Genomic DNA, 14,802 nt, shown 5'->3' on the forward strand with positions numbered 1-14,802 from the left:
TCAGGAGTCAGGAGTCAGGAGTCGCATGGGAATTGCTTCAATACCATTTTTTAGTTCGTAAATCATCTTTTTGGTCAAAGGGACATCTCCTGTAAAATATTTTTATCACCCTTACTATTCGTAACATTCTTTTTTCAAAATGGTATAAAGAGTCGAAAACGCTCAAAAAGTTAGTATAAAAGGTAAGAGTAGGGCAAAAAAATTTCTCCCCTACTTCTTAAAAATACTTTTTCAGCAAACCCTGTTTATCCCTTCTTTTTTCTTTCTTCTTTCTTCTTCCTTATTAGGTTATAGTTTGGCGATCGCTTTTTTTATCCGACTAATACCTTCGCGAATATTTTCAATAGAATTTGCGGGTATATAATCTTAAATATCCATCTCCAAATTTTCCATAGGCAGTTCTGGGTAATAAGGCAACTCCAATTTCAGGTAACAAATAATCTGCCAGTTTTTGACAACTTATGGATATATTATTTTCCAGCATTCATAGGTTAGTTTGAGTAACCAAAAACCAACATAACCAGTCAAACAAAGAATCAGAAGTTTAGCGATCGCTTTTTTTATCCGACTAATACCTTCGCGAATATTTTCAATAGAATTTGCGGGTATATAATCTTAAATATCCATCTCCAAATTTTCCATAGGCAGTTCTGGGTAATAAGGCAACTCCAATTTCAGGTAACAAATAATCTACCAGTTTTTGACAACTTATGGATATATTATTTTCCAGCATTCATAGGTTAGCTTGAGTAACCAAAAACCAAAATAACCAGTCAAACAAAGAATCAGATTTTCATCCCAAGAATTTCTCCGATGGCAAAATCTGAGAATGACAAAGTTTTGCTGGAATAAATATGGGTAAAATTTCTTTCATTCCTAGAGAAATTTAACAGAAAAATTTACAACTAAAAGAGGATAGCTATAGTTTAGCGATCGCTATTTTTATCTGACTAATACCTTCGCGAATATTTTCAATGGAATTTGCGGGTATATAATCTTAAATATCCATCTCCAAATTTTCCATAGGCAGTTCCTGGTAATAAGGCGACTCCTGCTTCAGCTAATAAATAATCTGCCAGTTTTTCGCAACTTATCGGCAGTTGCTTCACATTGGGAAAAGTATAAAAAGCACCTGCTGGTTTTCGACAATTAATACCTGGAATAGAATTTAAACCCTCCACAATAACATCACGTCTTTGTTTAAATTCGGCGAACATTTCCTTGACAAATTCCTGAGAATTTTTGATAGCTTCTATGCCAGCTATTTGAGTAAATGAACAAGCACAAGAATTAGAATTTAACATCAACTGATCTAATTTTTCTGCTATTGCTTTGGGAGAAACAGAATAACCTAAACGCCAACCAGTCATAGCATAAGTTTTTGAATGCCCATCTAATAAAATTGTGCGTTCTTTCATACCAGGAAAACTAATGATACTGGTAAATTTTGAATCGTAGATTAAGTGGGAGTAAATTTCGTCAGAGAGGATATAAAAATTATGTTTAACTGCTAGTTCAGCTATAGCTTCTAAATATTCGGGAGTTAATACACTTCCAGTTGGATTATGAGGAGAATTCAGAATTAGTAATTTTGTCTTCTCAGAAATAGAATTAGCTAAATTATCAATACTAAATTGAAAGTATAATTCTTCCAATAAAGGTAATGGAATAGGTTTCCCTCCCACTAAATTAATGACTGATTCATAAACAGGAAATCCAGGGTTCGGATAAATAACCTCATCTCCAGGATTTATTAATGCTAAAAGAGTGAAAAATATAACTGGTTTTGCCCCTGGCATTACTACTACTTCATCAGAATTAACTGATATATTTCGAGTTTGAGAAATATGTTCTGCTATTACTTCTTTTAACTCTAATAAACCTGCTGCTGGAGTATAAGTTGTATAACCATCATTCATAGCTTGGAAAGCAACTTCACGAATATTTTGAGGAGTCTTAAAATCAGGTTGACCTATTTCTAAATGAATAATATTTCGACCTTGAGATTCTAACTCTTTTGCCTTAGTAAAAACTTCAATTGCAGCATCGCCACCTAATCCATCCATTCTTGTTGCAAAGTTCATAGTTAAATAGATGATATTTTATAGATAATTTTACTACAGTAATTAGTTACTTTACTACGATTAGTTATATAGCAATTACCTAATGATTTATGAGGTATTTTAAAATATAGCAATTCCCACGAAGAGTGAGGTACAAAATTCGTAATTTTTAGGGAGTAAGTAGGGAGGTTGTATCCAACGGGAGTACGAAGTAGGGAGTAGTAATTCTGGTTCGTTGAGAATACCAAAGAAGAAAAAAACTCTGCCTAAGTAACTTGAGAAACCTTATATTTAAGTATTTAAGATGAATCAAAATTATTTGATATTCTAAGGGGGAGTGACTCAATGACTTATAATTAACTAATTACTGAAACAATTTAGGCGATCGCTACCTCATTAAAGTTTTTTTATAAAAGAAGTTGTACGTTAATGTTTGCTACCAAATATTGATAGGGAGATGTGGTGATTCGTGTATTTACACAATTTTTTGTATTTCATATAAATTAGGTTGATTACCTTGATAATTTAAAAGTAAAAGAATCTGCTTTAGCTAAATATTGCCAGATTTTATATAACAAATAAAAAAAATATCTTCATTTCTGGTTTTGAAGCGAGTCAGCATAGTATTTACTTTTTCTTGGGTAACAAGTTTAGGATATACTATGCCATCTACTATGCAATACCAAGAAGAATCTTGAGTTTTCATTTGAACGACCTCCATAAGTCAACTTTTAGATAGTCAAAAAAAATGCTCAATTTTATAGCTTTAAGATGAAGAAAAAACAAATGTTAGCTCTTGGTTTTCATCGACTTTCGGTAGCTATGGTAGCTAGAGGTTTATCTCCTTTATTACCAATATATGCAATATATTTAGATGCTAATTCCCAATTAGTAGGTTACTATATGTCTTTTTTGCAAATTGCTTTAATTACTGGGAATTTTTTGGGTGGTTGGTTAGGAGATAAACTGGGAAATAAAAAAATTTTGCTTATTGCTAGTACGGTAGTTAGTATTCCGGCTATCTGGTTAATAGGTCAAGTGAATAATATTTGGCAACTAGCTACTTTGACAGCTATTGTTTGGTGTTTTTATCTCGGTATTGGTATTAATCTTAATATTACCCTAGTAGGTTTATTTAGTCACCCAGAGGAAAGAGGAAAAGTATTTGGCATATTTTCTGTTGTAGCAGCTTTGGCTGGTTTATTAGCAGGTTTAACATTTGGTCCTATTGCCGATCTATGGGGTTATTCGACTATGTTTAAATTTGTTTGTTTGTTTTCCTGCTTTTTTGCTTTATCGGAATTATTTTTGGAGGATAAACCTGTCTCTAATACTTTCTTGTCAGAGAAAAGAACTGAACAGTCAACAAAAAAATGGTCGAAAGAATTTTTATTAATGCTGATAGCTACTGTTATAATGGGGTCGGTTTCTTTTGGGGGTAATTTAGGTATTTCTTTGGCTATGAACCAGCAAGGTTTTCTGTTGAGACATATTTCTTTTGTGATGGGTTTCAGTGCTAGTATTTCTTTTTTATTTTCCCCTCTCAGTGGTTGGATGAGCGATAAATTTGGTCACAAACCAATATTAATTTCTTGTTATTTAATAGGTGCATTGGGTGTTTTTTCTCTTGCCAGTGCAGTATCTCTATGGCAATTTTATTTAGCTGCTTGTGGAATATCTTTTTTGTCTTATGTTGCTTTAGGTCCTAGTTCTGCTCTAATAACAGATTTAGTTGCTCCAGATTTTTTGGGAAGAGGTATTTCTTTGTTTAGAACTGCACTCCGAGCAGGAGGAATTCTTGGCTTTACTTTTACTGGTAGTCTGATTGAAAAAATGGGAATAAGTTTAATATTTGCTTTGGAAGGATTAATTTTAATTTTTGCAGTTGGTTTGTTAATTCCTCAGCAATACTGGAGAAAAAAATTCTAGTTCCTGTTATTCTAGGGCAACCTCTACAAATCTTTGATATTAAGACAATTAATGTGCCAATATTTCTCATAAGTAGAGAGAGACAAAAAAATGGGCGTTGCTGAATATAAAGTATGATTTTACAGGACTAGGAATTAGGAGCTAGAAAGGATTCCTTTTTCCTTCACTATTTTATTGCCACTAATGTCATGTCTAACTCTTGGACAAGATTATTGTATAGAGAACTTTGTTGCAGAAGATATTCTGTATCATCAATCCGATCTTTTTCATGTTCATACCAAAGTTGACTAGGAATATAGCGAACTTCTATCAAATCAAAATTCACACCCAAATATATACCCAGTGGCGTAGTAGGATATCCTTTTTCCTGTCGCTCTTTGTTTAGTTTTTGAGAAAACATACTTAAACCATAGGGAGTAATTGGACGTACATGAGTAGGGTCATGTAGGAGGTTATCGTGGCGATGGTGGGGAACTTTGATATGCACCTTTGCCCCTGGTTTACATATTCTATATATTTCCTGAATAATTTTAAGATAGATTTCTGTCTGCTGTCCAAGATGTTCTAATACATGACTCATTTCAATTTCTGCCACGCTATTATTTTTCCACGGCCAAGGAAATGTTTCTAAATCTAATCTAATGTCAGGATCTCCAAACTTGTCTACATTGATATAACCATCTAGATGTCTCGCTCCGCAGCCTAAATTTAGGCAGAGGTCAGATTCAAATTTGCGTGGGTTCCATTGAGAACGTTGCTCTTCAATATGGGTATTTTTTCTATCTTTCTTGAGATGTCGCGGACTACTTTCAAAAGATAAAGAGGAGGGAAGCGCATCTGGTTCGTATTTTTCTCGAATAAAAGATTCTATATCTATATATGAAGGAGAAAAGATAGCTGGATTAGATACTATTGATTGGTAACTATTAATTTCAGTGGAAAATATTCTCGACTGATAACTTCTCAGTGCAGCAGAAAATAGACCAGTACCATCATCAAAAAATCGCTCAGTTGTAGCTCCGTAATTTTCGTATGGATAAAAAGCTAGGTCAGCAGGAGCTTTTGCTGCTACCCATGAAATGTAAGACCAATATTCACTAAAGGTTTCAAATTGATTAGCAGAGCGCATCATCAATAATAACCAGTTTTCGTCTGATTGAAAATAGCTTTTTAATTGGTTTTTAAATGATTTTAGATGTTCTTGCTTGAACCACATATGATGGGGAATAAATGTACCTTCATGGTCTGTAAGTGACTCAACCCCAAGTACCGAGGTAATCCATTTAGCCCATTTTGATACAATATGAGGATTACCATATTGATTGTGTTGCAGAAGTGCAAATTTGTGTTGTGTAGTTTCTTGATGACTACTTATGAGTTGCCAAGTATTAACAGGAAGTAGGTCGCTATCCCAAGCAACAAACCATTCGCTTAGGTTATCAATACCTTCATCAGCACCAAGTTTTAATAACTGCTGATAAAACCAACCAGGATTATAAAGTGATTTACCTAAATCAAGTTCTGAACAAATTGCTTCTTTTGTAAGACCATTATTTTGAAAAAAGTATTCTTCCTTGTGGGTATAAAGTGAAGTAACTTGCCATTCTTTAGCTTTTTGTTCTAGTAATTGTGCCTCACTTTCTGGAGCTATTATGTGGATAGTTCGAGGTTTGTAGTGGTGAGTAATTCCTTCTATAACAGCTTGGGTATTCCAACGCACTTTGTAAAGGGGGATAACAAAATCGAATGTTTCTTTTGACATAATTTTAGACAATTTTCTCTACATACTTCAGATAAGTTGACTTGCTGAGTTTTTCCACTCAGAATACCTTTGATTCTTAGTGAGTATTTAACCAGGAAGGATAATATTCTATTCATAAAAATTCTGTTTTGTCAAATGTTAATCGTAAGCATTTCCTGCGGACTGCTGCGCAAACAGCTATTAGCATTCAGCTTTTCCTGGATCATGCCTTCGCAAACAGCTTTTGAACGTAATAACTTACTAAGGTTAGCTAAGGATCAATTTGATTCATATTTAACTTCTTGGAGACTAATTCCTATTTCCTGGATAATGAGTTAATAATTCATAGCTTATAGCTGATAACGCGGTTCCTATGTAAGAGTCTAGCTGATGGCTAAATCTTGATTGTTAATCTATTTTTATTTGTGATTTTATTGCGAACTAAAAGAATATAGTTACAGTAAACAAAGGGGGAAAAGAGAGTAGGAAATGGGAAAAATTATGCTTATATTTTTCTAATTTGTCAAACCCACGGCGTAAGCATTCAGATATTAGTTTTAGCTTTTCCTAGGGAATGCGCTCGCATTCAGCTTTGGAACGTAATAATAATACTAATTTCATAAAATATTGCTATAGTGGCTTTGTTTTTAGGAGTCAACCCACCCCTCGCCCCTCCCCCTCCCAGGAGGGGAACTCAGAACTCAGGAGGTAAGAATTTATAATATTTATTTTTTCTGAGATTAAAACAGTTCCATGATTGACTAAAAATAATTATTAAACTATAATAAATTGTTTTTTATCAAGGGATAATTTGATTCTTTTTCCGACGTTTTCAGCAAATTTACTAACTGTTTTGTCATCATTTTACTGTAATTATCTATGCATTCATTTAGTATAACTTACTAAGGTTAGCTAACGATCAATTTCATTTATATTTCACTCTTTGGAGACTAATTTGTCCTTCCAAGATATGAGTTAATAACTCATAACTGATAGCTGATAGCTGACGACTGAATGTTTACCCCACGGCTTATTTACTTGAGGGGGGAAGCAAAGTTTCAATATTTTAAGTTTATACAAATAAAATCAATGAAAATATCCTCTATTCCACGAGTAATAAAATTTTTTATTTTAATGATATTCGTGCTAATTGTTATTATTTTTTCTTCGAGAGCAGCTTTTAAGGGAATAAATATTCAACCTAAACTGCCGGAGTTGACATCAGCTAATACATTTCAACCTGAGCGTAGTGAAAGTATATTAAATCTACCTGTAAAAATTCCTTTGACTGATATTGAGAAAGCATTGAATCTGAATATTCCTCAGACATTTGTGGGTACAGAAGCTGATCCTACAGATTTGCTCTCTAATGATAATCTTACCTACGAAATTAATCGCAAAGAATTAAGTATTGGTACTCAAAATAATCTGATAACTTTTTCAGTACCAATATTAGGAACTGCAAGAGTAAAAGGTGAAGTTAATTTACGTCTTTTTGAGATACCAGTTAGTGTGGAGACAAATATTGCAGGTACAATTTTTGGCGATCTTTTTTTAGGAATAGATAATGAATGGAATATTCAACCGAATCTAAATGTATCGACTAATTTAACTAAAGCAGAAGTACCAATAAAAAATATTGGTACTATTAGTATTCGTAGTATTCTGAAAAAACAGGTGGATAAAGCTATTAATAAAGAGAAGCCTAAATTAATCGCAGAAATTGTTAAAAAGTTAAACTTAAAAGCAGAAGTAACAAAACAATGGAATAATTTGCATTTGTCAGAAAAAATAAATCAAGACCCTTCAATTTGGATTAAAACTGAACCACAAAGTATTAGTTTCAAAGAGTTTAATTTGAGTGATGGTGCAAATGTTAAATCTGGAATTGCTATTAAGATGTTTGTCGATACTTGTATATGTAAAGAAGCTCCTGTTATTAATTTTAAACCGTTGCCTAATCTTACTATTCAAGAGCAGATAATAGATAAGTTTTTAATAAATTTACCTGTGCAAGTTTCCCTTGATGAATTGAATAATACTCTTCAATCTAAAGTTAGGGGTAAGTCTTTGTCTGTTGATGAAAATCTGAAACTCATTGTTAATGAAATTAATTTATCTGCATCAGGTGAAAAAATTCTTGTTAAGGTTGATTTTAAGACTGATAAAGACAGTTTGCTTCAGGGAGCAAAAGGAATATTATATCTTTGGGGTAAGATTTTTTATGATAAAGAGTCTAATAATCTGAAAGTGGTTGAACTGGATTATGATGTTGATACAAAAAATACTTTATTATCAACAGCAGATTCGCTTTTGAAACCTGTTTTACTTGAGCAAATTGAAGAACGTCTTTCCTTCCCTTTAGACCAAGAATTAATTCGAGCTAAAGATGAGGCTAATGAATATATCCAGAAGATAAAGTTGCCTTCTGAAATTGATGCAAATATTGAAGTTAAAACAATTGATTTTGAAAAGGTTGTTGTGACAAATAATGATATTTTTCTTGTTTTAGTAGCAGATGGAAATATGTCTGCTCTTTTAAATTTAGGGAGTAAGGAGTAGAGAGTAGGGAATAGTGGGAATTACACAAAAAAGAAGTAAAAAATAGGCTCAAATATAGACAAGTAGATGTTTTGATGTCAAAAAGGCATGAATCATTAATTAGCAAAAGTTCTAGCTATTTTTAGTTTATTGAAGTAATTCCCTTACCTAAACTGAAATTCAGGTATTTTTTCTGCCAGAAAATATCTAAGTACCAATAGGAAAGAAAAAATACTTTATTTCATTAATATGAGAACCGCTCTCAAAGTAAAAGTTTCAATATTAATTCCTGTTTCAAAAGTAATAAGTTAATACCTTATAGCTGAGAGTTTACCGCTGAATGCTTACCTCAACTTTTATTTCTATCTACGCTCTTTGATCTCTTCTACAATTCTATTTTCTCTAACAATTTCTTCTATGTCGGAGGTAAAATCATTTGTTGTTTTAATCAGATATCCCGTATCAATAAATCCTATTATGTAAGATAAAATTCCTGCTCCTGGTCGAAAGGAATAACTACTTATTTTTGTTTTCATTTCAGTTTGTCCTGTAAGCAGACTATCAGATATATCCATTTGATAATAAATATCCCCTTGATAGTTTCTTTTTAGACCTTTCATTTTTTCTCTTTTTTCCCATTCTACTTTGAGTAATATATGTAATTTATCCTTAGTAATTCCAATTTTTGCATCATCTAGTGTCCAAACTTTGTTATAAGGGGTTCTCTTTAGATCGACTCCCTCAAAGTATTTTGAGTATTTTGGATAGAGTCCCACATCTTGTTGGTTAATATTGATTTCTTTAGTTGGAATCACACTAAATAAAATGCCTTCTAATAACATTGTTATAGATATCCAACTTACTAATGCTATTTTACTAAAACTGATATTTAGCTTCTGCAAGAAATAGTTGAAAAATATTGGGGTAACTAATACAACAATTACTGTACTAATGGTTTTATATTGTTTAATTGCTACTGCACCTGTTTGAAAATAGTTAACTATTGAAGCTGTAATAAAATTAGTTAAGATACCAGCGATTATCCCTAATGTAATATTTTCTAAATATCCACGAATTTGTGTGTTCATATCTAGTTTTGATTTGATATTTAACTATTGGCATCATAACAAATTCTAGATTTTAGGAGTCAGTATTTAGGAGGGGAAATAGTTGTGCAATTTTATTTAATTTCCTTGATGATTGTTGGCTGAGTTGTTGATTTTTGTGGATATGGTAGTAAATCAAATTTGAATAAGGGTGTCGGGAATTGAGAATGGGAGTCGGAAGTAGAGTTGAAGACTGACTTACTACTCCCTGCTTATTATGACGGCTGATACATAGAAGTTACTTGACAAAAAAAACTTTATATAGTATAAAAGATATGATGGAAAAGGTGTGCTCATATATAGTCATTCTAGGCCATTGAAAAATATTGTGTTGAGGATATTTTGGTGTCTTTTCTAGTTCCTCTTGAATGAAAAAGGATAGTTTAAGGTTTTTCTGTCTTGTTATTCTCAACTTTTCTACTATTGCGGATGGGGAAATAGTCTTTTCATTCTCTGAAGCACTCAGCCTCTGAGGTTAGTTCTGAATTTTTGACTATTGCCTATGGCAAATTGAAGCTTCAGGAAATGAAAAATTCCGCCTTGGAGAGTAGTTGTGAAATTTATGACTATTGCCTATGAGAAATAGTAGTTTCATTTCCTAAAGCACTCACATCAGAGGTTGGTTGTGAAATTTATGACTATTGCGTATGGAGAGATAGTAGTTTTATTTTCTAAAGACTTCACCTCAGAAGTTGGTTGTGAAATTTATGACTATTGTGGATGGGGAAATAATCATTTCATTCTCTGAAGCACACTTCACCTCAGAGGGGAGTTGTGAATTTTTGACTATTTATTGCGTATAGAGAAATAGTAGTTTCATTTCCTGAAGCACTAAACTCAGAGGTGTGTTGTATATTTATGACTATTGTGGATGGGGAAATAATCATTTTATTCTCTGAAGCACTCAGACTCAGAGGGGAGTTGTGAATTTTTGACTATTGCCTATGGGAAATAGGAGCTTTCGGAAATGAAAAATTCCGCCTCAGAGAGTGGTTGTAAATTTCCGACTATTGCGTATAGAGAAATCATAGTTTCATTTCCTGAAGCACTCAGACTCAGAGGGGAGTTGTGAATTTTCTGACTATTGCGTATAGAGAAATAGCTAATTTCATTTTCTTAAGCACTAAAGACTCAGAGGGGAGTTGTGAAATTTCCGACTATTGCCTCTAGTAAATATGAGCTTCAGGAAATGAAAAGTTCCGCCTCAGAGGTGAGTGGTGAATTTCTGACTATTGCCTATAGAACCCCTAACCGTATCTTCATATAAATATCAAGTTTTTTTGACTAGGAGACAGCTATACTGGAGACAGGAGACAGAAGGTAAGAGAGAAAAGGTTAAGAGGGAAGATTTGGGGAGAGATAATACAAAAAATTCAACACTCCTTCAACTGAATTTTCCTCAAAATTAATGCGCGAAAAGACTTGACTACCATAATTATATAGATCTCAAATGGGTTCTATAGAGAGATAGTAATTTCATTCTCTGAAGCACTCAGACTCAGAGGGGAGTTGTGAATTTCCCACTATTGCGTATAGAGAAATAGCTGATTTTATTTCCTGAAGCACTCCAAGTCTGAGGGTTGTTCTGAATTTCCGACTATTGCGTATAGCTAATTTCATTTTCTGAAGCACTAACCAAAGGGTAAATTATCAAAACTACTTTTGACCTATATATCTATATAGATGTAGTAGTCACAAAGGAATAAAAATATCAACCTTTTTCTTAATGCGATACATAGCACTACCTATTTAAGGTTTCTGTCGGAAAAACTTAGTTAAAAATACCTTTAGCTTTTGACTTGTGACTTACGGGTAGTAGTTGAACTGGCGATCGCTTTGTTAGTGGAGAAAAAAAGATAAAAGCTAGGAGGATGTCAACTCAAATTCCCAATTTCTGTCTAATTCGACTAACAAAAATATCAACCTCTGGCAAATTCATTTTCATTACTATCAAACCAAAAATAACTAACCCCGAAAAACTTGCCAAACCAAGCTCTAATAACTGGACAAAAAATCCCTCACTTCCCAACACTAATTGACTCCCCCAAAGCGCACCCCAACAAACCAAACCAGTTGCCAAAGTTCCAGCAATTAAACCAGTAAAAGGTCTTAACCATTCTCCCCAAGGTAAACCTCCTAGTTTCCTATCTAATAACAATAGAAAAATTACCATTGAAATTAAATTTACTCCCACCGTTGCCAATACCAAACCAGGAGCACCAAAAGCATTAATTAACAAATAATCTAACAGAGCATTCAGAAAAATATTAATCACACTAATCTTAAAAGGAGTTTCTCCATCTCCCAAAGCATAAAAAACTCTGACTAAAACATCTCTTCCCAAATAAACAAACATTCCTACTGCATAAGCTGTTAAGACAGAAGCGACAAATTTTGAAGCTGATAAATCAAAAGCAAAACGTTCATAAACTACCCTCACAATCGGCAAAGCTAACATCACCATAATTGCACTTAAAGGCAACATGGTAATTCCTGTTAATACCAAAGCTTGACGAATTCGATATTTTAAATCTTGCCAATTTTCCGGTGCAGCTAATCGAGAAAATATTGGTAAAAAAGGAACTAAAATAACATTAGAAATAATTCCCAAAGGAGTCTGTACCAATAAACCAGAATAACCTAAAGAAGCAGCAGCTTGAGGAATATAAGAAGCAAAAAATAAATCTGTATAAACATTAATATGTAACATTCCCGAAGACAAAGTTGCAGGTATCATTACTTTAGTAATTTCTTGTACTCCTGGGTGTCGGAAATTAAATCTTAATCGTAATTTTCCTAAACCAGATCGCCACAATGCGGGAACCTGAATTAACCATTGTAATATAGCTCCAATAAGAGTACCCCAAGCTAAAACTAAGCCTCCCATCATGGCATATTTTGGTTCAATAATTTTTTCTCCTAATTGCAAAACTAAGATAAAAATTCCTCCTAATAAAGCCACACTAGAAAATAACGGACTAATAGAAGGTAACCAATACATATCCGCAGCATTAAGAGCACCAAAACCAATACCTATTAATCCTGCTAGTAAAGCCATTGGGGCCATAATTTGGAATTGTTGGATGGCGATCGCTCGAATTTCTAGACCTGTTGTTGTTTGGCTTAAACCTGGTGCTACCAGGTCAATTAATGAATGGGCAAAAATAATCAGACCAATTGTTACTAATAATAGGACTCCACCGACTAAAGTTGTGATGGTTTCTATTAGTGGTGCTGCTTCTGAGTTATCCCGTTTTGCCAAGACACTGACTATGGCACTATGAAATGGTCCATTAATTCCTCCTAATAGGACTAATAAAAAGCCAGGGATAACGTAAGCGTAATTATAGGCATCCACTGCTGCACCTACTCCGAAGGCGGCGGCGATCGCCTGTTGACGTACTAGGCCAAATATTTTACTGATTAATGTGGCTATTGCTACGATACCTGCTATTCCTGCTAGGGAACGAGAAGATTTTTGTGATTCTGATTTAGACACGACTACAAATAGTGATGTTGCTTCAATAAGTTTAATCACGATTCAGTATTCAGGGATAGGGAACCGGAGATTTGTTTTTTTTGCTGCTTTTTATTTAGGAGTTAATTGAATGATGAAAAAAATATAGCAAATTATCAAAATAGTTTATGAGTATTTAACTGACAATCATAAGAATTCAGCTATTAGCTATTAGCTATCATTAATAACTGATAGAAGGAAATAAAAGCAACTTTTGAAATTGAGAGAGAATTAAAAGTATCGTCATTTTAGTTGAGATTGAGACGAATGTTTCTTGCTGTTAAAGGGTTTCAGCTAAAAAACTGTTTGATTATTATTTTAAATGACTATAACTGGCAAATTAAGCTCTTTTAACTTTAGAAGGAATTATTCATTATTTGCTGATAACTAATTGTGCTTAAGCTGAATGATGAGTGATAATTTAATTGGTTTGCTGAATGATTAGTGATAATTTAATTGGTTTATGGATTATTAAAAATATTAACGCTTGGATATTGTTTGTCAATTTTTATTCTGCTTTTAAACGTTTCTTCTTAATCTTGAACCTTTATTTATTGAACCGAAAAAACTATTCGTTCCCAATCAAAATTATCTAGTGGAATTAGTCCATAAATTAATCGATAAAAGACAAAGTTTGCACGAAAAAATTATAAGTAAACTCGATGAGGTTAAAGAACTTTCCCAAGCAAACTTTACTTCAATTATCTGATGTTTTTCTAACTGAACGAACTTTCAACTTAATTTGAGAACGGGAAAAATTTAAGGTTAGTAAGGTTAGAAAGAGAAACTCAACTCTCTAAAAGTTGATTGATAAAAACAATCTGAGATTTGTTTGGAGATAGAGTTAATATAATCTCATTCCTATAATATTTCTCCAGTTATACCAGTGAAGCTAAACCTAAATTTTTACCCGGAGAAAGATTATCCTCTAATGTTCTGATTAAAATTGGTGTTGTGGGAATGATTCGTCGAGATAAACCAATTATTCAGGCAATCGATAAATTACAAGAATATATTAAGTCTTCAGAGCATAAATGCGAACTGGTAATTGGAACACCTTTTCGTCAAAAACCAAAATATTTAGATGAACTGAATGTCACTCTTTATGACACTACTAAACAAGAAAACTATATCCAAATTTTAACGGAAATAGATATTTTAGTAATTCATTATGAAAAAGACCGTTATTACTACCGAACCAGTGGAGTAATTAGTGATGCAGCTTCTTGTGGATGCTATATTATTGCTTCTGATTATCCTGTTATTAAACATCAAGTTAATTGGCCGGAAAAAATCGGTTCGACCTTTTCTAATTTTGATGAAATTTCTAATCTTATAGATGAGGGTATAATTCATATTCGAGAAAAAGGGCATGATAATCACTGGCATTGGCGAGAAGAAAGAACTGCTAAAGCTATAGCTAAAATTTTATTTCCTAATAATTATAAATTAGATACTAAGGTTGACGGAGGGAAGTTAGGTGGTACTAAAGCCAACTCTTACAGTTAATTATAGTCACAAGTAAATTAATTATACTATCATGTCCTATGTCAGCTTAATAGCACGATAAAACTCCGTTTTGCTGACGTGAAAAAAAAACTTTCTCCTGTCTTATCCTTCTTTAGCTTCTAATCTCAGGTATTTCAATTAATTTGAAAAAATATTATTTTTAAGACTAACTTGACCAATGTTTTATACCAGATATCAAAAGTCTTGCTACATCTCCTTGGGAGTAGGGAGTAGGGAGTAGGGAGTAGGGAGTAGGGTTCAAAGACATAACATATCTTAGATCAATGCCAAGAATCGTTACAAACATTACTGAACCATTATTATCGCTTAATAACTGAAGTCTTAATGAAGTATAGAATTATTTTTGGGAATTGGTATTAGTGAATAACAATTAAC

The 14,802-nt window shown here is 33.0% G+C and carries 9 protein-coding genes; 3 read left to right on the top strand and 6 right to left on the bottom strand.

The annotated features are described in order from the left end of the window. Positions 1-971: 971 nt before the first annotated feature. Positions 972-2,084 (bottom strand): pyridoxal phosphate-dependent aminotransferase, encoded by a 1,113-nt coding sequence (locus F6K27_RS19630; protein ID WP_287277621.1) that lies wholly within the window; start codon positions 2,082-2,084, stop codon positions 972-974. Between the two features lie 529 nt (positions 2,085-2,613). Continuing rightward, positions 2,614-2,784: a hypothetical protein gene (locus F6K27_RS19635; protein WP_287277623.1), complete on the bottom strand. Its 171-nt coding sequence runs from the start codon at positions 2,782-2,784 to the stop codon at positions 2,614-2,616. A 50-nt stretch (positions 2,785-2,834) separates the two neighbouring features. Here F6K27_RS19635 and F6K27_RS19640 point away from each other — a divergent pair, with 50 nt between their 5' ends. Next, entirely contained in the window at positions 2,835-3,992 is a 1,158-nt protein-coding gene (locus F6K27_RS19640) for an MFS transporter (RefSeq protein ID WP_287277625.1), read from the top strand. Positions 3,993-4,158: 166 nt separating this feature from the next. Here the strand turns inward: F6K27_RS19640 and F6K27_RS19645 are convergent, their stop codons facing one another. Beyond that, positions 4,159-5,754, bottom strand: a complete 1,596-nt coding sequence (locus F6K27_RS19645) for a DUF6492 family protein (RefSeq protein WP_287277626.1) — start codon at positions 5,752-5,754, stop codon at positions 4,159-4,161. Between the two features lie 1,113 nt (positions 5,755-6,867). Here F6K27_RS19645 and F6K27_RS19650 point away from each other — a divergent pair. Continuing rightward, a complete protein-coding gene (locus F6K27_RS19650) occupies positions 6,868-8,295 on the top strand; it encodes a DUF4403 family protein (protein ID WP_287284294.1) in 1,428 nt (475 codons plus the stop codon). Between the two features lie 341 nt (positions 8,296-8,636). Here F6K27_RS19650 and F6K27_RS19655 read toward each other — a convergent pair whose 3' ends face one another. Together F6K27_RS19655 and murJ are read right to left on the bottom strand one after the other, a co-directional pair. Beyond that, a complete protein-coding gene (locus F6K27_RS19655; protein ID WP_287277629.1) occupies positions 8,637-9,362 on the bottom strand; it encodes a hypothetical protein in 726 nt (241 codons plus the stop codon). Between the two features lie 1,897 nt (positions 9,363-11,259). Continuing rightward, positions 11,260-12,879, bottom strand: coding sequence for a murein biosynthesis integral membrane protein MurJ (gene murJ / locus F6K27_RS19660; protein ID WP_287278919.1), 1,620 nt, complete (start codon positions 12,877-12,879; stop codon positions 11,260-11,262). A 972-nt stretch (positions 12,880-13,851) separates the two neighbouring features. Between murJ and F6K27_RS19665 the strand changes: the two genes are divergently transcribed. After that, positions 13,852-14,406, top strand: a complete 555-nt coding sequence (locus F6K27_RS19665; RefSeq protein ID WP_287284288.1) for a hypothetical protein — start codon at positions 13,852-13,854, stop codon at positions 14,404-14,406. A 166-nt stretch (positions 14,407-14,572) separates the two neighbouring features. Here the strand turns inward: F6K27_RS19665 and F6K27_RS19670 are convergent, their stop codons facing one another. Further along, positions 14,573-14,713: a hypothetical protein gene (locus F6K27_RS19670; protein ID WP_287278903.1), complete on the bottom strand. Its 141-nt coding sequence runs from the start codon at positions 14,711-14,713 to the stop codon at positions 14,573-14,575. Positions 14,714-14,802 lie beyond the last annotated feature (89 nt).

This window comes from Okeania sp. SIO2F5, assembly GCF_010692685.1.
GTDB classification, from domain to species: Bacteria; Cyanobacteriota; Cyanobacteriia; order Cyanobacteriales; family Microcoleaceae; genus Okeania; species Okeania hirsuta.

Bases quoted from the DNA above. Each gene is read 5' to 3' on its own strand.
- F6K27_RS19630 (WP_287277621.1), bottom strand. From the start codon at position 2,084: ATGAACTTTGCAACAAGAATGGATGGATTAGGTGGCGATGCTGCAATT.
- F6K27_RS19635 (WP_287277623.1), bottom strand. From the start codon at position 2,784: ATGGAGGTCGTTCAAATGAAAACTCAAGATTCTTCTTGGTATTGCATA.
- F6K27_RS19640 (WP_287277625.1), top strand. From the start codon at position 2,835: ATGAAGAAAAAACAAATGTTAGCTCTTGGTTTTCATCGACTTTCGGTA.
- F6K27_RS19645 (WP_287277626.1), bottom strand. From the start codon at position 5,754: ATGTCAAAAGAAACATTCGATTTTGTTATCCCCCTTTACAAAGTGCGT.
- F6K27_RS19650 (WP_287284294.1), top strand. From the start codon at position 6,868: ATGATATTCGTGCTAATTGTTATTATTTTTTCTTCGAGAGCAGCTTTT.
- F6K27_RS19655 (WP_287277629.1), bottom strand. From the start codon at position 9,362: ATGAACACACAAATTCGTGGATATTTAGAAAATATTACATTAGGGATA.
- F6K27_RS19670 (WP_287278903.1), bottom strand. From the start codon at position 14,713: ATGTTTGTAACGATTCTTGGCATTGATCTAAGATATGTTATGTCTTTG.